We start from the raw sequence: 23,868 nt of genomic DNA on the forward strand, positions 1-23,868 counted from the left end.
TAAAGGAGGTCATCTCATGTACGGATACTCATATTGCTATCCAACTTGTTCATATCCTTCCTACGGTTATGGCGGTTCTTGTGGCGGGTCTGGACGCGGCTTCGCCTTAATCGTTGTGTTGTTTATTCTTTTAATTATCGTTGGTGCTGCTTGCATTCGCTAATGTAAAACGAAACAACTATGGAAAGAAAAAGACGGCTTTGCCGTCTTTTTCTGTTTATCACATACATAAATACTCTATAATAGAACGATTTCCAAAATGCCTTCCCTTTCTTGCCGATGACTTTTTCCATCTCCTTTGGTAGACTAAAGAGGAAAGGAGAGATTACATATGCTTACAATGAAAGATGTTATTCGCGAAGGAGATCCTATTTTGCGCAACGTTGCAGAAGAGGTGTCATTACCGGCAAGCGAAGAAGATACAACTACCTTAAAAGAAATGATTGAATTCGTAATAAATAGCCAAGATCCTGAAATGGCTGAAAAATATAGTTTACGCCCTGGAATCGGATTAGCGGCTCCGCAAATCGGTGTTTCAAAAAAAATGATTGCAGTTCATGTAACCGATGCGGACGGTACATTATATAGCCATGCATTATTCAATCCAAAAATCATTAGCCATTCTGTTGAACGTACATATTTACAGGGTGGTGAAGGCTGTCTATCTGTAGACCGCGAAGTACCTGGTTATGTTCCTCGTTATACAAGAATTACAGTAAAAGCAACTTCTATTAACGGAGAAGAAGTAAAATTACGTTTAAAAGGTTTACCAGCAATCGTATTCCAGCACGAGATTGACCATTTAAATGGAGTTATGTTCTATGACCATATTAATAAAGAAAATCCTTTTGCCGCTCCTGATGATTCCAAACCTCTAGAGCGATAATAAAAAGGCGGAAGTTAACTTCCGCCTTTTTATTATGAAATGGGTTCCATATTCACTTACAGCAATCCAGCCCACTTTAGTCCATGATATATACCATCTTCACTAACATCCTTTGTCACATGATTTGCAAGTTTTTTTAAGTCTTCATGGCCATTTCCCATCACAATACCTGTGCCAACAGCTTCGATCATTTCTAAATCATTTAAGCCATCTCCGAATGCATACACTTGATCACGATTAAAACCTAACTTTTCAATATATTTCTCAATTCCTTTTGCCTTAGAACCACCATTAGGAATGATGTCCATTGAATATGCATGCCAACGAATAAAATGAAAATCTGGATAATGATTAATAAACTTTTCCTCTTCATTTACTTCACAAAAAAGTAGTGTTTGATAAATATTACGTTCCTCATAAAAATTAGGCTCATATGCTGGATGCTCAAAGTTTAAGCTTCCGAAGCCTTCTTTCACATAATCATGATATTCCACTGATGCTCTCATATCTTGATGGTCAAGGTATACAAGTGGATATCCTTCTTGTTTTGCAAACTGAGTAAACTTATGTAAAGCATCTGGATGTAACGGATTATCAAATATTACCTCATCTTCAAAGACAACATATTGTCCATTAAAACTAACATAATTATGTATATCAAGTTCCTTGCGAATATCTTCGAACATAAATGGCGCGCGCCCTGTCGCAATTGCTACATGTACACCTTTCTCTTGTAACTGTTTTACTGCATCTCGTGTAGATTGTGGAATTTTTTTATCATGATCTAATAACGTTCCATCAATATCAAAAAAGACAATTTTATCATTCATTTGTCAAAATCCTTTCTGGCACTCTATATTCCTATTTTGAATATCACTTTTCAAATTCTAAAAAAAAGTATAACATATTAAACATCTGTGAAGAAAGCGTTCCCTTTCTGACCTTATTTGTAAACTTTGCATATATATATATTAGTAAAACATGTGGATACTTGTTCGGATGAATTTTCTTTTCCATTCTTCCTCATACTATACCTATAACTAACGGCTACTAATCGTTACTATAGAATAACTTTCACTGTATGGGAAAGGACAAGATTCACCATTCACTTTTGTCCTATCTCTTATATCAGAGATAGAGTTTTCACTAGTAATAGGCATGTTTAAAATAAGGAAAGGAAGGAGTAATCATGCTGAAGAAGCTGAAGAAAAAGATCAAGCGTTATTTAAACGGTCTAGTCCGTAAAAAGACAATCGCTTAAATTATGCCCATTTAGGGCTTTTTCTTCATTCTCATTCGAAAAAACATGAAAATCGTGACTGTTTGCTTTATAATAAGTAACAGATAATGCAAAACATAGACAAGGAGAGGTTTTCCAAATGATTTTTAAAGTATTTTATCAAGAAAAATTAACTGAGGTTCCAGTACGTGAAAATACAAAAGTTTTATATTTAGAGGCTACGTCTGAAAAGGATGTTCGTACAAAATTAAATAAGTTCGCATATAATATCGAGTTTGTTCAGTCTGTTACTGGCGCTCATCTTGAATATGAAAAAGAAAACGCTGATTTAACATTAGCGGAAATCGTATAGCGATATGAAATTTCTAAAAAACGACCAAGTTGCTGTATTTGCTCTCGGTGGGCTTGGTGAAATCGGTAAAAATACATACGCTGTTCAATTTCAGGATGAAATTATTATAATTGATGCTGGAATTAAATTTCCAGAGGACGAACTTCTCGGAATCGATTATGTAATACCAGACTACACTTATTTTGTGCGAAATGAAGATAAAATTAAAGGGTTATTCATTACACATGGTCACGAAGATCATATCGGTGGAATCCCTTACCTATTACGTCAAGTGAACATTCCAATTTACGGTGGAAAATTAGCAATTGCGCTCATCAAAAACAAATTAGAAGAACACGGCTTACTTCGTAAAGCAAAACTTTACGAGATTCAAGAAGATGACGTTATTAAATTCAAAAAAACGTCTGTATCCTTCTTCCGTACAACTCACAGTATTCCAGATTCGTACGGCGTTGTTGTGAAAACACCTCAAGGTCAAGTTGTTCATACAGGTGACTTCAAATTTGACTTCACACCAGTTGGTGAACCAGCTGATTTAACGAAAATGGCTGAAATCGGTAAAGATGGCGTACTATGTCTATTATCTGATAGTACGAACAGTGAAGTTCCAAACTTTACTATGTCTGAGCGTCGCGTTGGTGATAGCATTCAAGACATTTTCCGTAAAGTAGAAGGACGGATTATATTCGCAACCTTTGCATCAAATATTCACCGCTTACAACAAGTTGTTGAAGCTGCTGTTGAAAACAACCGTAAAGTAGCTGTGTTTGGTCGAAGTATGGAAGCAGCGATTGAAATTGGACAAAACCTTGGTTATATTCGTTGCCCGAAAGATACATTCATAGATGCATCTCAACTAAACCGCTTACCAGCTAATAAAGTTGTTATTTTATGTACAGGTAGTCAAGGTGAACCGATGGCAGCACTTTCACGTATTGCAAACGGTACACACCGCCAAATTCAAATTATTCCTGGAGATACAGTTGTTTTCTCTTCTTCACCAATTCCAGGAAATACAATTAGCGTAAGTCGTACAATTAACATGTTGTACCGCGCTGGCGCTGATGTAATTCACGGTAAACTTTCAAATATCCATACAAGTGGACACGGTGGACAAGAAGAACAAAAGTTAATGTTACGTCTAATTAAACCGAAGTACTTCATGCCAATTCATGGTGAATATCGTATGCAACGTATGCATATGAACATAGCAAATGATTGTGGCATCCCTGAAGAAAATTGCTTCATTATGGATAATGGCGATGTTCTTGCTTTACGTTCGGATGAAGCTAGCGTAGCTGGAAAAATCCCATCTGGTTCGGTCTACATTGATGGAAACGGTATTGGAGATATTGGCAATATCGTATTACGAGATCGTCGTATCCTTTCTGAAGAAGGACTTGTAATTGTAGTTGTAAGCATTGATATGAAAGAATTTAAAGTTGCAGCAGGACCTGATATCATCTCACGCGGTTTCGTTTACATGCGTGAAAGCAGCGATTTAATCAATGATGCACAAACATTAATTACAACTCATTTAGAAAAAGTAATGGAGCGTAAAACAACACAATGGTCTGAAATTAAAAATGAAATTACAGACACATTAGCTCCATTCCTATATGAGAAAACGAAACGCCGTCCAATGATTTTACCAATCATTATGGAAATATAAGAAAAAGGACAATGCCATGAAGGCATTGTCCTTTTCTTTTCTCTTATCTTAAAAAGTGTTTAAATCGATCCACTTCATCGTCATGACCAATGACAATTAATATATCTCCTGCTTGAATACTCTCCGTAGCTCGAGGGGATACGATAACTTCTTTACCTCGTTTAATTGCTACAATATTCAATCCAAACTTCGCACGAATATCTAATTCAATTAAAGAGTGCCCATCAATTTTTTTATTCGCAATAATCTCTACAATACTATGCTCATCTGAAAGCTCAAGGTAGTCTAACACATTGCTTGATGCAATATTATTAGCAATCCTTTTTCCCATATCACGTTCTGGATGCACAATATGATCTGCACCTATTTTACTTAACACTTTTTCATGATAATCATTTTGAGCTTTTACAGTAATATTTTTTACACCCAGCTCTTTCAAAATCAAAGTCGTTAAAATACTTGAATTTAAATTATCTCCAATAGCAACGACTACGTGATCAAAATTTCGAATACCGAGGCTTTTTAATACCATCTCATCTGTTGAATCTGCAATTACAGCATGCGAAGCTATATTTGCAAATTCATTAATTTTATCCTCGTCTGAATCGATTGCCATTACTTCCATACCTAATTGAGCTAGTTCTCGGCAAATACTTCCACCAAAGCGACCAAGTCCAATGACAGCAAATTCTTTTTCTTTCTCACCCACAGGAATTCCTCCAATAACTTCAAGTACTATTTATTTTCAGTGTAACACACTTTATATGCGTCACAAAAACTGTAATTAGCTCTTATTTTTGTTTTTGTATATAAAAATATTGTTGCAAGTAAAAAGCGATACCAACAAGTAACATAGCAAATACAAATATATTTCCAAACGAACTAAATGTTTCAAAAACGAATAATAATGTTTCTTGACCAAAAAAGGCAAATAGAAGCTGTGTGAAGGCAAATAATAATGCCCATATGTAATGATGTTGATGGAATAAATAATGCGTTGCACCTAAAAAAGCAATAAATGAAAAGATAAAGATCCACCAGTTTTCTAAAAATAGTTGCCAATTAAAAAATTGATATCCATTTACTAATATCGCAATAAGCGCGATAACTGCCATCGTCGGCACACTCCAAAATAATGCCCGTCCTCTAAAGAAACGAGTGCCTTTAACGTCTCCTTTTTCATCTGCAATATATGTTAGTACTACTGTGCTTATATACAAAACAGAAAGAATTGTTAAAACGATAATGAGCCAAAAATGTAATTGATAATATTCATGCTCTATATTTGTCACGATTGCAGCTAACATGCACGGAATTAACATTCCCGTCCAACCATCTACTTTTCTTTCATTCCAAAAGACCGTATTACCAATCCTTATTCCTAACAACATAAAAATAATGATACCCAATACAAATAACGTAGTTTTATTCCCTACTAAACTCGTTGAGAAAGCAATTAATCCAATAAATAAAAAGAGCACAAACCCATTCATAATTTCTAGTACAGGTGATAAATATCTCTTTACCCATTTGTATGTTTCGTCATATTCATTATTATCTACTAGACGATAGGCATAAAAACTTATCCCAAAATAAACCGCCGCAATAATAACATACGCATATAAGACGAAACATAAAATCGCACTGCTAATTTGCACGTAATTCCCCACCCTTTTTTCTATGTTTCACATTGATTTTACACACTTTTCATACTAAAAGTAAACATATATAAGTTAGTCAGATAATTAATAATGAGCAGTGGCTAAAACCCCCTGCTCATTATTAAAACAGTACAATTAACTTTAATTCTTTTATTTGTATGTAAATGTCTAAAATCAATCTATACGAGCGTTACTTACACCTCAAAACAAAAAGTTTTTTGGAACCTTCATGAAAGCGGAAGTTTTATTTTCTATTCCCTTTCCACTTTACATATTGGCTTAGAAATGTAATTGCCTTTTCAATCACTTCTTCGTCTGGTTTTAATTTTGCATGATGTAAACCATATTCTGAATTTACTCCAAGCCAAAACATAAATCCAGGGATTTCTCGAAGCATATAACCAAAATCTTCACCTGTCATTGCCTCAGTACATGTAATAACATTCATATCAGTTTGTTTATGTACAAATTGCATAAACTCTCTCGTTAACTCTTCATGGTTATATACTTGATGATACATTGCTCCGTAATCTATAATCGCCTCACACTGGAAAGAAGCTTCGATACCTGCAACAATTGCCTCAATTCTGCTTTTCACACGCTTCATTGATTCCACTGATAATGTTCGAATCGTTCCTTCTAAACGAGATTTTTCTGCAATAATATTTTGAACCGTACCACCTGTAATTTTCCCGATTGTAATTACTGCACTATCAAGAGGATTTACATTGCGACTAATAACAGATTGAAGCTGTGTAACAAGATGACTCGCTGCAACAATCATGTCATTTGCAGTATGCGGATAGGCAGCATGGCCACCTTTTCCTTTTAAATCAATATATAATTCTGAAGTATTGGCAAATAACAGTCCTTCTTTCGTTGCAATTGTCCCTACAGCGTATTCTGGTGCAATATGAAGACCAAGAATTATATTTGGTTTCCATTCTTTTAACTCTTCACTTTCTAACATAGGAAGAGCACCGCCTGGTCCTTCTTCTGCTGGCTGGAATAGAAATACAAGGTCATCATCTATTCTTTCGCTCACAGCTTTCGTTAGAAGGCCTAAACCGATCGCTGTATGTACATCATGGCCACATGCATGCATCATTCCTTCATGAATAGAAGCAAACTTGTATCCAGTTTCCTCTGTAATTGGTAAACCGTCTATATCTGCACGATAACCTATTATTTTTTCGGGTTTTTTTCCATTTACTTTAACGATTACACCCGTTTTCCATGTCTTCACTTCCACAAATTCATGAGAAAGTGTTCCTATATAATCTAAAATATACTGTTGCGTTTTCCATTCCTTAAATCCGATTTCTGGAATTCTATGTAGATCTCTACGAATTTGGACAAATTTGCTTACTGTCATTTTTACACCTCTATCTATAAAAAGCGTAAGAGCCCATTTACGCTCTTACGCTTTTTTACTTTTTATTTCTCTGGGTTTAATTGACGAAGCTCTTGTTTAATTTCTGTTTTTGCTTTTGTCTTCTCATCAATTTCTTTAATTACACGTGCTGGAGTACCTGCAACAACTGTGTATGGAGGCACATCTTCTGTTACAACAGCTCCCGCTGCCACAACTGCACCTTTACCTACTGTAACACCCTCTAAAACAACTACGTTTGCACCGATTACTACATCATCTTCAACGATAACTGGTTTTGCAGAAGGTGGCTCAATAACACCTGCAAGTACAGCACCTGCACCTACGTGACAGTTTTTACCGACTGTTGCACGTCCACCAAGTACTGCGTTCATGTCGATCATAGAACCTTCACCAATTACAGCACCAATGTTAATTGTTGCATTCATCATAATTACAGCGTTGTCACCAATTTCAACATGGTCACGAATAATAGCACCTGGCTCGATGCGAGCTTTAATACCTTTTAAATCAAGCATTGGGATTGCAGAATTACGACGATCGTTTTCTACAACGTAGTCAACGATGTGCTTATTATTCTCATCAAGAATTGTCTTAATTTCAGACCATTCTCCGAATAATACACCTGATTTTTTATTCACAAATGCTTGTACTGTTTCAGGGAATGTTACTTCTTTTAAATCCCCTTTTATGTATACCTTTACAGGAGTTTTCTTTTCACTTTTTTGAATAAACGAAATAATTTCGTTAGCGTCCATCATTTTCATTCTTGTTGCCTCCTAAATCCATTTATAATGTTACTCTACCAAACGGAAGAGCGAGTAGCAAGATAATAATCTTATTTTTCTCTTTGAATTTCTTCTATAATTTCTAAAAATGCTTGTACTTGTTTCAACTGCCTTGCCGAGTCACTTGTTAACAACCATGTTTCTCTCGTCAGTTGAACAGGTGTTTTATACATATTTTCCTGTACTTCCTTTAAAACAGTAGAAGGTAAAAGGGCATAACCTATACCATTTAAAACAAGTTGTTTACATGTTTCAATTTGGTCAACTACAATCGTTCGCTTAGGCGGATTAGAAAATAAACCATACCACCAATTTTGTATTTGTCCATAATAAGTCGAATCACTTTTAAATTGAATGAACGGCCTATTTGTTTCTTTTAACATCGAAATATCTTTTATTTCTTTATCAACTAAATACAGTTCATCTTCAAATAATTGTTGCTTCTGACCTTTATATTCTTGTGTTCCCCTCAGTATAGCAACATGAACGTCTCCTTCATAAAACTGCTTTTGCACTTCACTACTCCATCCAGTAAACAGCGATATCTTTACAGAAGGATATTTATGCACAAACTTTTTCAAAACAGGAGGGAGCCAATATTGACCAATAACTGATGCAACAGCTATTTTTAACGTTCCATGAGTTTCCGTTCTAAAAACAGCTAGCTCACTTTTTATATCTTCTTCCCTTTGCAACATTTCTTTAGCATAATTTGCTACTTTTTCCCCTTCAGGTGTAATTGTCAATCCTTTTTGTGAGCGAATAAAAAACTTCATTCCCCATTGTTTCTCCATAGATTGTAATCGTTGACTCAGCGCAGGTTGGGAAACAAATAAACGTTCCGCCGCTTTTCTCATATTTGATTCCTGAGCTAACACAACCATCATTTGAAAATCATCAATTTGCAACTTTCTCCCTCTTTCCTTAGCTTCCATACACCTTATTTCAATAAGCTTTTCATCCTTAATTTAGCCGAATGCTTTCATTCAGAAAATACAATTTCCGAGCGCAAACTTCCTTATGTTTTATGTCTTTTTAAATATAATACATACACAAGTGATATGCACGAAAAAAAAAGTGACTTCTTCGTTTCTATGAAGTCACTTTTCTCACGTTATCGATTATGTTGCCTTACTTTCTTATTCAACAATTTTAAAATAGCCCGACGTGTTAAAATCCCCTCAAAATAGCCTTCTTCATTAACAGCACAAATAAAAGGATGATCAATTGTCATTTCTAAAGCTTTTGCAAATGAATCTTCTAATTTAAGAACAGGTATATCTTCCTTCATCACCTGCTCTACTTTCATATCATCAAGTCTTTCAAACTCAATACGCTCTAATCCTAACATACCATCTAATATCATGGCAGTACTAATCAAACCATGTAGTTTATACATTGGATCTAAGACAGGTATCGCCGAATATCCAGATTTCACAAGAACGAGTAAAGCATGTTCTAAACTATTTCCAATTTGGACATGAGCTACTTTTTCCGATGAAATCATTAAATCCTTCACAAGAATTTGTTGAAATTCGTCTTTCGGAATACTAATCATATTACATCCCCCATTTTCCCTTTTTCCTGCTTATGTTCACAACTCTATTCACATTTTATGACAGCGTTTTCATATTATTATTTTGTCCTAAATTTATTTTAATAAAAATACAATCACACAGCTATTTTAGCATACAGTACAAAAAAAAGACTACCATTCCGGTAGCGCTTAATACCCTTTATTTTTTAATCTGTAAAATAACCTTGTGATTTTTTTATATTGCATCACATCTGTCTGTTTCAAACCATTCTCAATATCTGTAAGTTCCACAGCTAAAATTTCACTTGCATAATTTTGCTGAAATAAAATATCTAGTAGCAAACTTTCTTCTTCCTTCGTTAAAACAACTTCCCTTTGCATATACCCCTCTCCTTACACTCGCATCGTTACTCTTATTATATAAAAAATTCAACCTATTTAATAGATGTAATATTCAGTTTTTACTAAAAGATATGTAGCAATCGTAAATAGACAAAAAATCATTTCGTATATCGATTTGCATAGCTAAATGCCGCATAAGCATCCGGCTTAATTTTTGCAGTTAATCCCATCGCTCGAATTTTTTCTGTCATATCTAAAATAAATTCTTTTGTTAAACCATCATTCCCAATGTCTAAATGAATTTCCATTATGAATCCAGCCCCATCTTGAGCATAAGGGTGCAATAACTCCCATATTGTTTGTATATGAGTAGGCGTAAATAGACATGCGATTTCTTGACTAAACTGTGTTTCTAAATATATTTTCTCACGTAAGGTTGTTGGCTTATCTTTTACTGATCTATGGTGTAAACAACCCCAGGCACCTTTTCCAACACGATGAATATGGATTGCTGTAATAAACCTCGTATCCTTTTGATGGGCTTGCGAGTCTGTCCCAATGGATAATCGATATAAATTTCGTGGATCCTTTTCAATGAAACTACAAATACGGTTAAAAACCATATCGAAATTTAAATGTCTCTCTGAAACATTGTAAAATTTATGTGCACCGTCCATAGAGTCACGTCCTTTCAATTAGACAGACTTTTTGTATTCTCATTGTATGGGACAAAAACTAAAATTATAACTTCCTATCCTTTATTCGTTTCAATATTTCGAATTATAAAGTGACAAACTTGGCACGTATAAATTACATTTTGATTAGATTGAGCCGTTAATACATGAATAATCTCAGCAGAACTTTGACAATTAGGACAAATCACAACTGGTAAACGTTCCATACGATAACCTCCTAGTTATATTTCCCCCGCTATTTGCAGAACCCAGCGATTGTGAGAAATTTAGCTTCACATATTCAACCGGTTGACGGGACTAATTATCCACATGGATAAGCAAACTTGCACGGATTAATTTTTCATTTTAATACCATTGTAGGAAAAATAAAAAACTTCTATACATTACGCCGGAAAGTAATAGAACTAAAAAAGGTACTGCCATGTGGCAATACCTTTTTTATATGTATCAAGAAATGATATCGTAAATCTCAATTGCAACCATGTCGATATTATCGAATTGATACACTTGAGGTTTTTCACCTTGTTGATACACTTCTAACTCATACATTTCACTTTTATCGAAAAATTTCACGCTACATTTGCGCTCACCGTTCACTTCAAAATAGCGTTGTGCTACTTCACCGCTTTCAGCTTGTTCTTGTAGACTAACAAGTCGAGTTAAAATTCCTTGGAGTAGAGACATGAAATCTCTCCTTTCTCTGATCTTCCTACCAATAGGTTTTACAGCTATACTCATTCTATCCGTCATAACAGAAAAAATGTTCCACACTCTAGGATAAAGGTTATTGGCCAGAAACTCAACTAAAAATTTGTCGAAATGCGAAGGAAAAAACAGAAAGAACATATTTCCCCTTCTTTATTGCGGTTTTTATATTGGAAGAATATAATAAAAAACAGAAAAAAGGAGGAATTACAATGAAAAAAATTGAGGTTTATACACAACCCGATTGTCCGCCATGTGTTATTGTAAAAGAATTTTTGAAGCATAATAACGTTGCATATGAAGAATTTGACGTAAAAAAAGACGCTGCTGCTCGCAATCGTCTTTTAAACGACTATGATTCTTATTCAACTCCAACAGTCGTAATTGATGGCGAAGTAGTTGCAGGTTTTCAAATTGAAAAGTTACAAAAACTACTCAATATAGAATAGGAATAGGTAAATACCTATTCCTATTCTTATCCCGCTATTTGTAGGTAATAAAACTCCCACCCAAAATTTAGCTACAGCAAAGAAGTTAGATGGAAGAGTAATCCCTCCCACTGATTAAAAGTTTCACTTTATAATTGTTGCAACCTTTTTATTTCAGTTAAAAGTTCCTGACTTTCATGATATCCTGCTAACTTCCATTTATCTTGATCCCTTTTCAATGTTACAATTTGATATTGTCCACTTTTTGTCCGCTCATATACATATAAATTTTTATGTTCTTCATCATACGACATTTTCGTTTCTGAATTAAAAGAAAACGGTGCTTCTTTTGCCGGAAGTAAATATTCACCACTTTGTTTATCACTTCTGCTATTTTCATCTGTAAATACTTGAAGGAAATTATCTGTAAAATACGGTGATAACATCTCTATCATCTTATTCATCGGCAAATTCTTCCCACGAATTGAAAATTGGGTTTCATAGCCTTTTTGTATCGTTGTAAATACTTCTTTCCGATCGACTTCCACTTCCTCTTTTCCTAAAACAGTCGTAACACTATAACCAACTAGAAAGGCAACACATACAAATAGAACAAGCCATATTCCATATTTCCTCATTTTTTCACCTTCCTTTTAAAAGAACTTGTCTTTGTAGTATTCATTGTAACAATGATTATGCAAAGAAAGGACAGGTTTCGTTCGTAAAATCTTTACAACGATAGACAGCATTTTCATCACCATTTTCACTATTACCAATTTATGATAAAAACAAACAAAAAATGCACGAATCTCTTCGTGCATTAAAATAAAACATCTTCTTCATATAAATATTCATAAGATAAATCTATAAATAAAAAGTTGTCATCATCAATCGGGAAAGAAAATGTTCGTACCATTTCTCCCGTTTCAATATCTGCATATAAATCTGAAAGCCTCGCCTTATTCTCAAAACGCATTTTCATGATATTCTCGAGAAAATACGGGCGCCAACTCCAGTTCTTCATATAATAATCCGGCATCACAATCCATTCTCCATCTTTTTTCATAACATTTCCTGATTGCTGGAAACCATCTTCATTACAAATAAATATACGAAAACTACACTGTGATACACTTTGACTAAATTGTAATAACCAATCATTTATATCTTCATTCTTTTTTTGTTTTGATAAAACATCGCCAATGCGATCGCGTAACATCTCTGTTAAATTATAAATTTTTTGTAACTTCTTCTTTTCATGCTGAATAAACTGATGACATTCATTACCAAGTCGCTCTTTCAAAACATTCGTTTCAATAAAATCAGGTAAACATTCTTTCAAATAATTACCTTGATAATATCTTCCGCCGTTCTTCCAAGCATATTGCAGTTGATAAAAAGCATCTATTTCTTCATATAACAAAGTTGCACCAATTCTTCTAGCAAGTAATGATAAAGAATATAAAATATCTTGATAAGATTGTAAAAGTGCTGTTTGCCTTAAGTTCGTTAAATCTACTTTTAAAATATCAGGTGCTAACACGCTAATACGCTCTAAATTACTTGTGCCCGTTCCGACTTTATTAATTGAAATTTGAATACCATATGTACGATAATACATAAGCAAATGATTAAATTGCTCTATATCTTCTTTACATTCATGCTCTGTAATCTCTAAAACAATTTGTTTTAAATTTAAACCTTGTTCTTCATACCTCAATAAAAGTTGAAGCAAGCTTTCATCATCATCATTCATTAATACATTAGCATTCCGATGTATAAATAATAATAATTTTTGATCGCTTTCTAAATAACGATTTAAAGCTTTTTCTACTATAATATTATCCGCTTCCAGTTGAAATTCACTTGGAATTGAATCATCGTGAAAGAAAGAAGCTAAACTTTGTATGCCCTCTTCTGTTTGAATACGTCCTACTACTTCGTATCCAATTACAGTATGCTCATCAGCACTAAAAATAGCTTGATAATAAGGAAGGACTTTATCCAAGTTACTCATTACATCTAATGCATCTATCAACGTGCTTCCCTCCCTTTACTTTTCAAAAATTATAACATGATATTTACGGAAAAATAATAAAAAATCCCTTCAGTTTTCCTGAAGGGATTAGAGGGGTAAAATGCTAAGGGGAATTAGCAATTCTACTATGAAGAAAAAAGAGGTCTTAAATATAACGTATATATGACCTCTTGTAAACACTTTTCTTTCATATGTCACAATTCCGTCACATTTAACCATAAAAAATGAATCAAACATTCATTTTTTTATCCCTTTTAAAATGGATATTGATGTAAATGTTGTCCTCCATCCATTGTCATGCAAGTTCCATTTATGTACGCAGCTTCATCTGAACATAAATAATAAGCTAGACCAGCGATTTCTTCTGGCGTACCCAGCCTTCCAAGCGGAACACTTTGTATCGTACGCTTAGCCATTTCTTCTGAAATCCATAATTTATCAGCACCGCCCGTACGTTCAATTGGTCCTGGCGCGATAGCGTTAACTCGTATTCCATATTTACGTCCCCACTCAACAGCGAGCGTCTTCGTCATCGCTAATACTCCTGCCTTCGCTGCAGCCGAATGAATAACTCCTGGACCAGCATCCCATGCATATGTTGCTACCATGTTAATGATATTCCCTTTTATCCCTTTTCCAATCCAATATTTTCCAACAGCATGGCTACAATAAAATGTACCGTTTAATACAATATTAATGACTGAATTCCAACCATTCACGGATAAATCTTCTGCTGGACAAATAAAGTTTCCAGCTGCATTATTTATTAAAACATCAATTCGACCAAACTTCTCATCAATCTGTTCAATCATTTTCTGAATGTCATCCGTATTTCTTACATCCATTTGTACAGGTAATACTTGCCCTGGAAATTGTTCAATTTCCAACTTCGTTTCCTCTAGTTTTTCCTTCGTACGTCCTGTAATAACAACTCGTGCCCCTTCTTTTGTAAAACGAGTCGCCATTCCTTTTCCCATTCCACTCGATCCACCTGTTATAATAACTACCTTTTCTTTCACATACATCCCCTCCAAAAAATGAATACATATTCATTTTATCACTTTATTTAATAGAAATCTTTATATTTTTAAAGTTTTCTGATATTTTAACGTAAAGAACTTTCTTTTCATTCATTTTTTTTCGTAACCTATACTAATTTTTTATTATGTAAAGTATATTTTTAAATAAACTGAAAGGAGATTTGAGTAGCCTATAAATGGAATAAAAACCTTGAGGTATACTCATATTTTTATGAAGCACATTACAAGAAGAACTTTTTTGAAAATTGGTATGCGTACTTGTCTCTATTCATTTATAACCAGTAGCATCGGATACTACTATGCTAAATATATAGAGCCCCATTTCATTTCTTTTACACAGCACACATTAAAATCACAACTCATCCCAAAAAGTTTTCATGGTATGAAAATTCTTCAATTCAGCGATTTACATCTCGGATACTATTTCTCGCTCCAGCATTTATCTCAAGTTGTTTCTAAAATTAATGCTGTAAATCCAGATATTGTCCTTTTTACTGGAGATCTCATTGATAATTATCAAACGTATACTGACACTCCTTTCGTCGCATCCATTTTAAAAAATATACAAGCCCCCTTTGGTAAATTCGCTATTTATGGTAACCATGATCACGGTGGATATGGAACTGAATACTATGAGCACATCATGCGTGAATCAGAATTTGAACTATTGCTCAATAGTGAAAAAAGAATTCGTCTAATGGATAATAGTGAAATTTCTATTTTCGGTCTCGATGATATACTACTAGGCAAACCAAAAATAGAGAAAACATTACAACATGCACGGCAAAATACTTATAACATCGTTCTTGTTCACGAGCCAGATATCGCACCGCAAATTTCCAAATATCCAATCAACTTGCAACTTTCTGGTCATAGCCATGGCGGACAAGTACAAATCCCTTTTTTAGGAGCTATTATTACACCATCACTCGCCAAAGACTATATTGAAGGCTTCTATACGATGCAGGATTTAACCCTCTATGTCAATCGAGGCCTCGGAAGAACACGTGTTCCATTTCGTTTTATGTCAAAACCTGAAATCACAATTTTTACACTCCAACATTCGTAATAATTCGCCTATTTTCTTACATATCCTTTCTTGTACGCGCTCATCCACGTTTTGTTTACCATATGATAAAAGTGAGTCCAATAAAGGAGGTATGTTCATGTATCCATATTATCAACCAATTCCAGTCCGTTCAGCACCTATTGGTCCAGTAGGCGACTCACGCTTCTTCCCGTTTTTTGGCGTTCCCTTTCTAGCTGGAATTGCTGGTGGATTGCTCGGCGGAGCATTAGCTTTCGGCCCTCGACCATTTTATCCACCTTATCCACCACCTTTCCCGCCGCCAGCACCTTATCCTTGTTACGGTGGACCATGTCAGCAACCATACTATTACTAAGTTAAAATAACGATTCTTTCAAATGTTATTCTCTCAACGAGCCACCTCATTACACGCTTATAATAAAACTATTGTTTCTACCCATCCTTCCATTTTTGGAGCATATGAGTAGAAAAAAGTAAAAACCTCTTATGGACATAAGAGGTTTTTACTTTTTTCATTATTCAGCGTCTGTATTTTGATACGCCATCTTAAACAACTTCACTTGGCTATCAATTTCTTCTGTACTACCATTAATAACATAATAGTAATCACCATCTTTATTTTGTTCACGTGTCTTCACATTATCAGCTAATGTAAGCTGTAAAATCGCCTTAATTCGTGCCTTCATTTCAATATCTAATATCGGGAAAGATATTTCCACTCGCTTCTCCATATTTCGCGTCATCCAATCAGCTGAAGATAAATATATTTTCTCCTCTCCATTATGATGGAAATAATAAATACGGCTATGTTCTAAGTATCTTCCCACAACACTAACTACACGAATATTTTCACTTACATTTGGAATACCAGGTCTTAAACAACATGTTCCTCGAACAATGAGCTCTACCTTTACTCCAGCTTGCGATGCTTCGTACATTTTTTTTATTAACGGTTTATCTGTTAATGAATTCATCTTAGCGATAATATATCCATTTCCATATTGTCTATGATAACGGATTTCTTCATCTATTAAATCCATAAACTGCTCTCTTATATCAAATGGAGCAACCGATAAATGATGAAAATGTGGCTTTGTTGTATAACCACTTAAATAATTAAAGAAATTGGTTGCATCAACCCCAAAATCTTTTCTTGATGTAATATATCCAAAATCAGTATATAACTTCGCTGTTGCATCATTATAATTTCCAGTTCCGAGATGTACGAACCTTTCGATTTTTCCGTTTTTTCTTCTTACAACTAACGTAATTTTACTATGAGTTTTCAAGTGACTTACACCGTAAATAACATGACAGCCTGCCTGTTCCAATTCTTTAGCCCAATGAACATTGTTTTCTTCATCAAACCTTGCCTTTAATTCAACTAATACCGTCACTTGTTTTCCCTTTTCAGCCGCTATTTTTAACGCCTGAATAATCGGTGAATCACCACTTACACGATATAACGTTTGTTTAATCGCAAGTACATTCGGATCGTCTGCCGCATCACGGACAAAATCAACTACCGGCTGAAATGATTCAAAAGGATGATGTAATAAAATATCATGCTCAATTGCTTTTTCAAATACATCTTCTTCATCACCTAAATCTTGAGGCGGTTGCGGAATAAGAGCCGGATATACAAGATGTTCATATAAAGGAGCTAGTTTTTTATATAAAGAAAACAAACATGTTAAATCTAATGGACCATCCATTATATATACATCTTCATCTTTTACTTCCAGAACCTCATATAATAACGCTAATACTCTTTCATCAATGTGTTCTTTCCCAACTTCTAAACGAACAGCAGCCCCCCACTTACGCTTTTTTAATTCTTTTTCAATTACCTTTAATAAATCTCTCGCACCTTCTTCATGAATCGTTAAATCTGCATTGCGTGTAATACGGAAACGAGTAACAGATGATACTGTATATCCCGTAAATAATTTATGAGTAAAGCTACTAATTACGTCTTCTAATAAAATAAATTTATGCTTTTGCCCTTCGCTCGGTAAAATTATGAAGCGCTCAAGTAATGAAGGAACTTGTACAATCCCTAACTTCGTCCTGTTTTCTTCTTCCGCTTGCTTCTCATCATATAAAAGAGTAGCCAAATTCAAACTTTTGTTTAATAACATTGGAAATGGGCGATATGCATCAATAGCTACAGGAGTTAACACCGGGAAAATTTGCTCGTCAAAATACTCTTCTATAAATTCTCGCTGCTCTTTCGTCAAATCATTGAATGTTAAACGTTCAATTCCCTCTAACTCAAGCGCTGGTAATACATAATTTTTAAATGTATCATATTGTACTGTCATTAGTGCATGGGCTTTTATCGCAATTTTATTTAATTGCTTTTTTGGTGTTAAGCCAGCTTTATTTTCTGGCTGATTAAATCCAGCACTCACTTGATCCTTTAATCCCGCTACACGTACCATAAAGAATTCATCTAAATTCGAACTAAAAATACTAATGAATTTCAATCTTTCCAAAAGTGGATTATTTCCATCTTGCGCTTCTTGTAGTACACGTTCATTAAATGCTAGCCAGCTTAACTCTCGATTATTGTAATAAGCTGTATCATTTAAATCTACTGCATTCCCCTTCGATAATTCCATTCTCTTCACACTTCCCCTTGAAACTTTTTTACTATAATTTAGTTAATTTCATTTTATCAAATTACAATATTACAAAGTGTAAATTTTTCGTAAAGACATCCGTACAACCTAATGTTTTAATTCAAATAATAAATTAATATTCGTTTTTAATACTCTTTCTAACTGTTTTTTTTGTTTTTCAGCTTGCACTTTTTCTGCTAATGCAGACTGTTCACATAAAACTTTAAACGTTAATCCCTCTTCGCTTTCTGTTATAGATATGGTATCAACAAGCGATCGTTGCCTTACATTTAAAGCAGCTGAAAATTGTAAAACAGCTCCTAATAGGCGGATTTTTTTTTGTTCACTTTTATCAAACCAACCTTCAAATGGAGATAAATGTTGTTTAAATAGCATTTTTGATTTATAAGATGCAATAAGTGCTAACCTCACTCTATCTTTATGCATCATGCCATCAATTGTCTTATTCGCTAATAAATAAAACGTATGTAAACGACTCGCTTCTTCGTCTATATATTTGCCTATATTAAATACTTTCGCTGCTTGATGGAACACTTCCCAGTCTTTTACTGACATAGAAATAAGCCCTATTTCCTCAAGTTGTTTGCAAATTAGTCTTCCATGTTTAATAAGTTGAATAACAAATTCCATGTCCATTTCGTATTCATATGATAGTAAATGCAAACTTTCTTCAACTACGTTCGGATAATATGAAATCCCCAAATCTTTTGTCAACTCTTCATAGAAAACACCTTCTCTTAACCCTTTTCTACTTAATACAAATGCCGGTGCCTCTATAACATTAACAAGTGTATGAAATACTTCAACCGCTGGAATAATCGTATCTGCTCGATCTTTTGCCAATCCTTCCAATTTCTGAAGTTCTATGAACGACAATTTTTCTAATTCCTCTTTTACACTTTCAATATCTTCTTCTTTCATCTTGTATAAATGTAATCCTGCTATAGGATAACATATTAAATTTTGATGGATTTTTACTAAGTTCCTAGCACTACCACCAATTGCAATAAGAGGCAATTTCTTATTGATTAACCATGGTAACGTTCGAAATTGAGACTCTAAATACTGTTGCATTCCCTCTAACTCATCTTTAATAGGAATATCACCTTTAATAAATTGTTGCTTTAAAGAAAGTGCCCCAAAAGGAAAACTATGGTACTCTAAAATCTCTCTATTTCTAAAGTATGTAACTTCCGTACTTCCCCCACCAATATCTACCGTTATTCCTTCTGAAAACGATGTAGAATTCATAACCGCCAAGTATCCGTAACGCGCTTCCTCATACTCTGATAATACTCTAAGAATAAAGTCTGTTTGTCCTTCAACAAGCTTTTTAATTTCCTCTTGATTCTCCGACTGTCTAATTGTTGCTGTTGCAACACAAAGTACATGATGCAACTGATGGAATCTTGTACTTTCTTGAAATTGAAATAATGTCTGTAATAATACTTCTATTCCCTCTTCATTCAACACACCATCAATTAAGTAATTCCTTAACCTCGCAACAACTTTCGTATTTTCAATCTCTTTATAATAACCTCCATTTTGCTTTTCATAAATAACTAAACGCATTGTATTAGATCCAATATCTATAATGGCATACTGTTGTTTTAATATTTCTTTCAAACTTCTCACTCTTTCATTATCAAATTTCAAAAACATATTCTATTACTATTATACAAAATAGTTGTTTTTTGTAACAATATTGCTTTAATATTGAAAATATATACAATCACTTTTTGCGTATAATAAATACCTATTTTATTTATGGTATAATAATGAAAAATTGAAAGGAGATTCAATATGAAACCTTCACAACCACAATCTCAATTACAAAATCAACATTCTATTAATCGACTAGCTCAATCTATTTTCGTTGTGAATCGTCATGCTAAAGCAGCTACTAATCCTAAATATTTATACTGGTTAAAAAAGACAGCTTTAGAACGTTTGATTGCTGAAAAAAAAGCAATTAAAGAAGGATTACATTTTTCTAGAAACCCACGTTTTAGCCAACAACAATCTGATGTCCTTATACGTTTAGGTGATTATTTTTTCCACATCCCTCCTACGAAAGAAGATTTTCGAATTCTACCGCATCTTGGTCATCTTGAATCCTCCTATCGAAATCCGAAAACAACCTTATCATTAACAGTAGCAAAAAAAACACTTCAAGATTATATTGGTCCTGAAGCATTAAAACAAGAAAAAAAATTAAGTGAACCTGTTCCATGGTATAGTCGTACTTATACAAAAAAATAAAACAGTTTGGCCTACACTTGGCCAAACTGTTTTATTTTTTCTCTTCTTTAATTTTAATATTTGCTTGTTTATAAAAAGCTACTTTTTCTGTATTATAAGACTTTGTGAATTCATTAAATTTATCTTTTTCTGACTCAATATCCTTATAAGACTGATTAACTACTTTTACTTTTTCACTAATATCTTTTAATTTAGTACCTTTATCTTGTAACATTGTATATAACTCTTTTTCTTGTTTTAAAGATTTGTCATAGCTGTCATACATTTTATTAAATGAATCGTGTCGTTTCTCATACGTGCTTTTCACTTTATCAGCTTGATCTTTCAATTTCTTATCTTCAATTTTCTTCACATACTTATCAGCTGACTTCACTTCTTCTTGCGCTTTATTTAAAACTTCTTTTTCTTTTGTAAGCACTTTTTCTCGTTCAGTTGTATTTTTCACTGCTTGATTCAGTTTTTCTTTAACAGTTTGATTATTATCTTTTCCTTCTTGCACAATTTGGTTATATAATTCTTGTCCTTCTTTCTCTAAAGTCTCAAGTTTTTTTGCATCTTCAAACATTGTTTTTTCTTGTTTAGCAGCGTTTTCAAACGCTACATATAATTCTTCTTCTGGTTTCGGACCGAAACAACCGGCTAATAAAATCATTGATAATGCAGTTACAATTGCTAATTTACTATATTTCAACATCTCTTCCTCCTACTTATAAACGACCATCGTGTAATATAAAAAAGTTATAAAATATGTAATTGTTCTATACACTCGCATCTTTTTTACGAAGATCATTAATATTGTTTGTACAAATTATTACTTGATATTACATTCTTCTTTTTGAATTATTTAGCAATTCCATATCCATCTTTAAGTATACTACTTCGTGTTTTTTAAGGCCTGTTCACACTATGTATTACTTTAATGTCCACGGAATTTCACCTCAGTCTTAATAAGACTATAATAATTCACCTGATAAAAGGTGATTACTCCGCTCTCACGTCTATCATTCCCTTTCCAGCTTTCTATCAATTAATCTCTTTGTTCATTTTACACAGTACAATCGATGTCTCGCAACAACTTACAAATATTCTTTTCATTTCCTAAAAAGGAAAAGTGTAGAGCTTGCTTTCCTCTACACTTTTAAAATAAAACACACTGTGCAAATTGCATTGGCATTACCATTATAATTATATGCTTATTTCATATATTTTTAAAGACTTTTATTACAAACGTGGCGTTTTTTGTAATAAAAGTCAAAAAAATGTTACAAACAAAACATCTTCCTATCATATATCTTCAAATCAAAGCTTCACTCATTTTCTTGCAAATTTCTATACTGGTACAATTGATTTTGCGACTTTCTCAACAGTTCTTCAAACGTTTTTCCTTCTACTGGATAGCTAGCTGCTCCAAATAAAAGAGTGACACTGAGTAAATCCCCTTCTATTTCACTTTCAATATTTTTCATTAATCGTTTTGTTATTGTTGATGTTTCATGACCATTATCAATTGCTACAATAACATACTTATTTTCATCCCACTTTGTAACAACATCGCCCTTCCGAATTGTCTTTACAATGGTATTCTCTAATTTTTGTACTAACACTCCCAATTTTTTTTCTTGCAACGTGTCTTTTAATCCTTCCCATTCTTTTACAGAAAGAATGTACACTGTAATATTACGAGAATCTCTTTCAGATAAAGCAGCTACTTTCCAAAAAAAATCAACAACAAAATCGTTGCTTGCCATTCCTCCTACTTCCACATCCATACGCTCGCTCGCTCTTTTATCGTACCAATGTCCAAAATAATAACTTAGTATCATTTGCAATATATAAATAATAAAGACGGTATAAAATGATCGTGAATCTAGTTTTGCAATTACATCCTGAAGTGCAATCCATTCTGTAACTGCCACAGTATTACCAAGCAATAATCCACTAATTTTCCCTTTATGTTTCATACTTTTCCCCCTTTTATACCAATATATGTTTCTATATCAATAATGTTTTTCTACAAAATAAAAAATGTACATATCCAATGTACATTTCCGCTTAAGCTTGTATACCTTTTCTACTCTATTTCATATATATAATATATAACTTTTATAGAAAGGAGTAATCTATATGCTACAAAAAGAGAATCTATCAGATGCTATGCGTTTACTAGCTGGTTTTCTATTATCATTAAAATTATTATTTACCTCTTTCGGCATACACTTTATTACAAACGATCAAATCGACGCTATTGTTAATGTTGTTTCATTTTTATTTATTCTATACTTTGGCTACAAAAATAACTATGTAGGAAAAAAAGGAGTGGAGCAAAAGAAAATACTCAAAAAACACAACCTTCACTAAAAAAGGAACCTTTTGTACAGGTTCCTTTTTATCATTGACGCACAACAACTTCATTTGTTTGCAATGGGCCATATGATACCTCTTTGTCTTGAAATGTATATGTAGCCTGAAAGAATACTTGTTTAAGAGCTTTATCTTTATTAGCTTTTATTTTACAACGTAGTTCCACCTTCTCATTTGGTAACAAATCATCAATTCGCCATCTTACAAGCTGGAATAAAAACTCACTTATCCCCTTATCAACTTTTAAAGAATTAGGAATATAAGCAAAGTAATCTCGAATCATATGACTTACAACAACTCTCGAAATCATTTCTAACCCTTTATTTTCCACTTCAATTCGCATAATAAGTATGTCGTTTACATCATAGGTCAATTCATACGAAAATTGTTCTGTATACATACTACCAATTTGTAATGTAACGGCTATTTGAGGAGGTTCGTTTTCCTTTTTCGATCCGTCAATCCACAATACTGGTTGTAGCGGTATTGAATACTTTCCTGTATCCGAAATTCTTCCCCATATTTTCATAATATATATTCACCTCATTTCAGATGTACCATACACACAATGAATTCCCCAGATTACTAAAGTTTGCTACAAGCAATGTTTAATATTTCTCTTCCTTTTATCCTATTCGACAATATGAAGAAAAAACCATTTTTCATCTATTAACAGAAGGTGTTCTTAATGAAAATTTTTTACAATTTACTTTATGGCAATATTCAGTATGGCTCACTTGCTCTCCACTCATATGAAAGAATATTTTGGCGGAAG

28 protein-coding genes are annotated in these 23,868 nt (G+C 33.6%); 9 read left to right on the plus strand and 19 right to left on the minus strand.

Annotation, left to right across the window (positions count from 1 at the left end; translation table 11 throughout):
- Positions 1-16 precede the first annotated feature (16 nt).
- Together F3I02_RS11635 and def are read left to right on the plus strand one after the other, a co-directional pair.
- On the plus strand, positions 17-163 hold the full coding sequence (locus F3I02_RS11635; protein WP_000274562.1) for a YjcZ family sporulation protein: 147 nt from the start codon (positions 17-19) through the stop codon (positions 161-163).
- 168 nt (positions 164-331) lie between these two features.
- Complete coding sequence (gene def / locus F3I02_RS11640; protein ID WP_000957048.1) at positions 332-886, plus strand: peptide deformylase; 555 nt, start codon at positions 332-334, stop codon at positions 884-886.
- 56 nt (positions 887-942) lie between these two features.
- Here the strand turns inward: def and F3I02_RS11645 are convergent, their stop codons facing one another.
- The gene (locus tag F3I02_RS11645) at positions 943-1,716 is read right to left on the minus strand and encodes a Cof-type HAD-IIB family hydrolase (RefSeq protein WP_000998266.1); all 774 of its coding nucleotides are present in this window, start codon (positions 1,714-1,716) and stop codon (positions 943-945) included.
- A 549-nt stretch (positions 1,717-2,265) separates the two neighbouring features.
- Between F3I02_RS11645 and F3I02_RS11650 the strand changes: the two genes are divergently transcribed.
- Both F3I02_RS11650 and rnjA read left to right on the plus strand, forming a co-directional pair.
- Positions 2,266-2,478: a DNA-dependent RNA polymerase subunit epsilon gene (locus tag F3I02_RS11650; protein WP_000576435.1), complete on the plus strand. Its 213-nt coding sequence runs from the start codon at positions 2,266-2,268 to the stop codon at positions 2,476-2,478.
- Positions 2,479-2,482: 4 nt separating this feature from the next.
- Positions 2,483-4,150 (plus strand): ribonuclease J1, encoded by a 1,668-nt coding sequence (gene rnjA / locus F3I02_RS11655; protein WP_000670377.1) that lies wholly within the window; start codon positions 2,483-2,485, stop codon positions 4,148-4,150.
- 43 nt (positions 4,151-4,193) lie between these two features.
- On the opposite strand, the gene F3I02_RS11660 is transcribed toward rnjA, so the two are convergent.
- From F3I02_RS11660 to F3I02_RS11705, 10 genes are all read right to left on the minus strand, one after another.
- Entirely contained in the window at positions 4,194-4,859 is a 666-nt protein-coding gene (locus F3I02_RS11660) for a potassium channel family protein (protein WP_000504034.1), read from the minus strand.
- An 82-nt stretch (positions 4,860-4,941) separates the two neighbouring features.
- Positions 4,942-5,808, minus strand: coding sequence for a cytochrome C oxidase assembly protein (locus F3I02_RS11665; protein WP_196478012.1), 867 nt, complete (start codon positions 5,806-5,808; stop codon positions 4,942-4,944).
- Positions 5,809-6,055: 247 nt separating this feature from the next.
- A complete protein-coding gene (locus F3I02_RS11670; RefSeq protein WP_000218669.1) occupies positions 6,056-7,186 on the minus strand; it encodes an N-acetyldiaminopimelate deacetylase in 1,131 nt (376 codons plus the stop codon).
- Positions 7,187-7,248: 62 nt separating this feature from the next.
- Positions 7,249-7,971: a 2,3,4,5-tetrahydropyridine-2,6-dicarboxylate N-acetyltransferase gene (gene dapD / locus F3I02_RS11675; RefSeq protein ID WP_000783241.1), complete on the minus strand. Its 723-nt coding sequence runs from the start codon at positions 7,969-7,971 to the stop codon at positions 7,249-7,251.
- A gap of 71 nt (positions 7,972-8,042) precedes the next feature.
- Complete coding sequence (locus F3I02_RS11680) at positions 8,043-8,927, minus strand: transcriptional regulator CcpC (protein ID WP_001987174.1); 885 nt, start codon at positions 8,925-8,927, stop codon at positions 8,043-8,045.
- A gap of 179 nt (positions 8,928-9,106) precedes the next feature.
- A complete protein-coding gene (cbpB, locus tag F3I02_RS11685; protein WP_000623581.1) occupies positions 9,107-9,550 on the minus strand; it encodes a cyclic-di-AMP-binding protein CbpB in 444 nt (147 codons plus the stop codon).
- A 168-nt stretch (positions 9,551-9,718) separates the two neighbouring features.
- Positions 9,719-9,910 carry an antirepressor AbbA gene (gene abbA / locus F3I02_RS11690; RefSeq protein ID WP_001188692.1) on the minus strand — a complete coding sequence of 64 codons (192 nt, stop codon included), beginning with the start codon at positions 9,908-9,910 and terminating at the stop codon, positions 9,719-9,721.
- A 119-nt stretch (positions 9,911-10,029) separates the two neighbouring features.
- Positions 10,030-10,548 (minus strand): ribonuclease H-like YkuK family protein, encoded by a 519-nt coding sequence (locus tag F3I02_RS11695; RefSeq protein WP_000348491.1) that lies wholly within the window; start codon positions 10,546-10,548, stop codon positions 10,030-10,032.
- Positions 10,549-10,622: 74 nt separating this feature from the next.
- Positions 10,623-10,772, minus strand: a complete 150-nt coding sequence (locus F3I02_RS11700; RefSeq protein ID WP_000440539.1) for a hypothetical protein — start codon at positions 10,770-10,772, stop codon at positions 10,623-10,625.
- A gap of 241 nt (positions 10,773-11,013) precedes the next feature.
- Complete coding sequence (locus tag F3I02_RS11705) at positions 11,014-11,250, minus strand: YkuJ family protein (protein ID WP_000055151.1); 237 nt, start codon at positions 11,248-11,250, stop codon at positions 11,014-11,016.
- 233 nt (positions 11,251-11,483) lie between these two features.
- Here F3I02_RS11705 and F3I02_RS11710 point away from each other — a divergent pair, with 233 nt between their 5' ends.
- Positions 11,484-11,720, plus strand: coding sequence for a glutaredoxin family protein (locus F3I02_RS11710; protein WP_000717872.1), 237 nt, complete (start codon positions 11,484-11,486; stop codon positions 11,718-11,720).
- A gap of 128 nt (positions 11,721-11,848) precedes the next feature.
- Here the strand turns inward: F3I02_RS11710 and F3I02_RS11715 are convergent, their stop codons facing one another.
- The 3 genes from F3I02_RS11715 to fadH form a co-directional block, all read right to left on the minus strand.
- Positions 11,849-12,337: a DUF3993 domain-containing protein gene (locus tag F3I02_RS11715; RefSeq protein ID WP_001233807.1), complete on the minus strand. Its 489-nt coding sequence runs from the start codon at positions 12,335-12,337 to the stop codon at positions 11,849-11,851.
- Positions 12,338-12,519: 182 nt separating this feature from the next.
- The gene (locus F3I02_RS11720) at positions 12,520-13,737 is read right to left on the minus strand and encodes an EAL domain-containing protein (RefSeq protein ID WP_000564306.1); all 1,218 of its coding nucleotides are present in this window, start codon (positions 13,735-13,737) and stop codon (positions 12,520-12,522) included.
- Between the two features lie 254 nt (positions 13,738-13,991).
- Positions 13,992-14,756, minus strand: a complete 765-nt coding sequence (fadH, locus tag F3I02_RS11725) for a 2,4-dienoyl-CoA reductase (protein WP_196478013.1) — start codon at positions 14,754-14,756, stop codon at positions 13,992-13,994.
- 232 nt (positions 14,757-14,988) lie between these two features.
- Here fadH and F3I02_RS11730 point away from each other — a divergent pair, with 232 nt between their 5' ends.
- Both F3I02_RS11730 and F3I02_RS11735 read left to right on the plus strand, forming a co-directional pair.
- Positions 14,989-15,846 (plus strand): metallophosphoesterase, encoded by an 858-nt coding sequence (locus F3I02_RS11730; protein ID WP_002164159.1) that lies wholly within the window; start codon positions 14,989-14,991, stop codon positions 15,844-15,846.
- Positions 15,847-15,943: 97 nt separating this feature from the next.
- Complete coding sequence (locus F3I02_RS11735) at positions 15,944-16,180, plus strand: hypothetical protein (RefSeq protein WP_000283738.1); 237 nt, start codon at positions 15,944-15,946, stop codon at positions 16,178-16,180.
- Positions 16,181-16,340: 160 nt separating this feature from the next.
- Here F3I02_RS11735 and F3I02_RS11740 read toward each other — a convergent pair whose 3' ends face one another.
- Both F3I02_RS11740 and F3I02_RS11745 read right to left on the minus strand, forming a co-directional pair.
- Positions 16,341-18,449 carry a polyphosphate kinase gene (locus tag F3I02_RS11740; protein WP_000423549.1) on the minus strand — a complete coding sequence of 703 codons (2,109 nt, stop codon included), beginning with the start codon at positions 18,447-18,449 and terminating at the stop codon, positions 16,341-16,343.
- A gap of 108 nt (positions 18,450-18,557) precedes the next feature.
- Positions 18,558-20,132: a Ppx/GppA phosphatase family protein gene (locus F3I02_RS11745; RefSeq protein ID WP_196478014.1), complete on the minus strand. Its 1,575-nt coding sequence runs from the start codon at positions 20,130-20,132 to the stop codon at positions 18,558-18,560.
- A 141-nt stretch (positions 20,133-20,273) separates the two neighbouring features.
- On the opposite strand from F3I02_RS11745, the gene F3I02_RS11750 reads away from it, so the two are divergent.
- Entirely contained in the window at positions 20,274-20,732 is a 459-nt protein-coding gene (locus F3I02_RS11750; protein WP_000804864.1) for a YkyB family protein, read from the plus strand.
- A 31-nt stretch (positions 20,733-20,763) separates the two neighbouring features.
- Here the strand turns inward: F3I02_RS11750 and F3I02_RS11755 are convergent, their stop codons facing one another.
- Both F3I02_RS11755 and F3I02_RS11760 read right to left on the minus strand, forming a co-directional pair.
- A complete protein-coding gene (locus tag F3I02_RS11755) occupies positions 20,764-21,426 on the minus strand; it encodes a YkyA family protein (RefSeq protein ID WP_000922485.1) in 663 nt (220 codons plus the stop codon).
- Positions 21,427-22,039: 613 nt separating this feature from the next.
- Entirely contained in the window at positions 22,040-22,693 is a 654-nt protein-coding gene (locus F3I02_RS11760) for a diguanylate cyclase domain-containing protein (protein ID WP_196478015.1), read from the minus strand.
- Positions 22,694-22,856: 163 nt separating this feature from the next.
- Here F3I02_RS11760 and F3I02_RS11765 point away from each other — a divergent pair, with 163 nt between their 5' ends.
- Positions 22,857-23,090, plus strand: a complete 234-nt coding sequence (locus F3I02_RS11765; RefSeq protein WP_000939449.1) for an SPP1 phage holin family protein — start codon at positions 22,857-22,859, stop codon at positions 23,088-23,090.
- A gap of 31 nt (positions 23,091-23,121) precedes the next feature.
- Here F3I02_RS11765 and F3I02_RS11770 read toward each other — a convergent pair whose 3' ends face one another.
- Positions 23,122-23,622 (minus strand): hypothetical protein, encoded by a 501-nt coding sequence (locus F3I02_RS11770; protein ID WP_000708124.1) that lies wholly within the window; start codon positions 23,620-23,622, stop codon positions 23,122-23,124.
- Positions 23,623-23,868 lie beyond the last annotated feature (246 nt).

Origin of the sequence: Bacillus sp. SRB3LM (assembly GCF_015712745.1) — a bacterium.
Lineage (GTDB): Bacteria > Bacillota > Bacilli > Bacillales > Bacillaceae_G > Bacillus_A > Bacillus_A thuringiensis_K.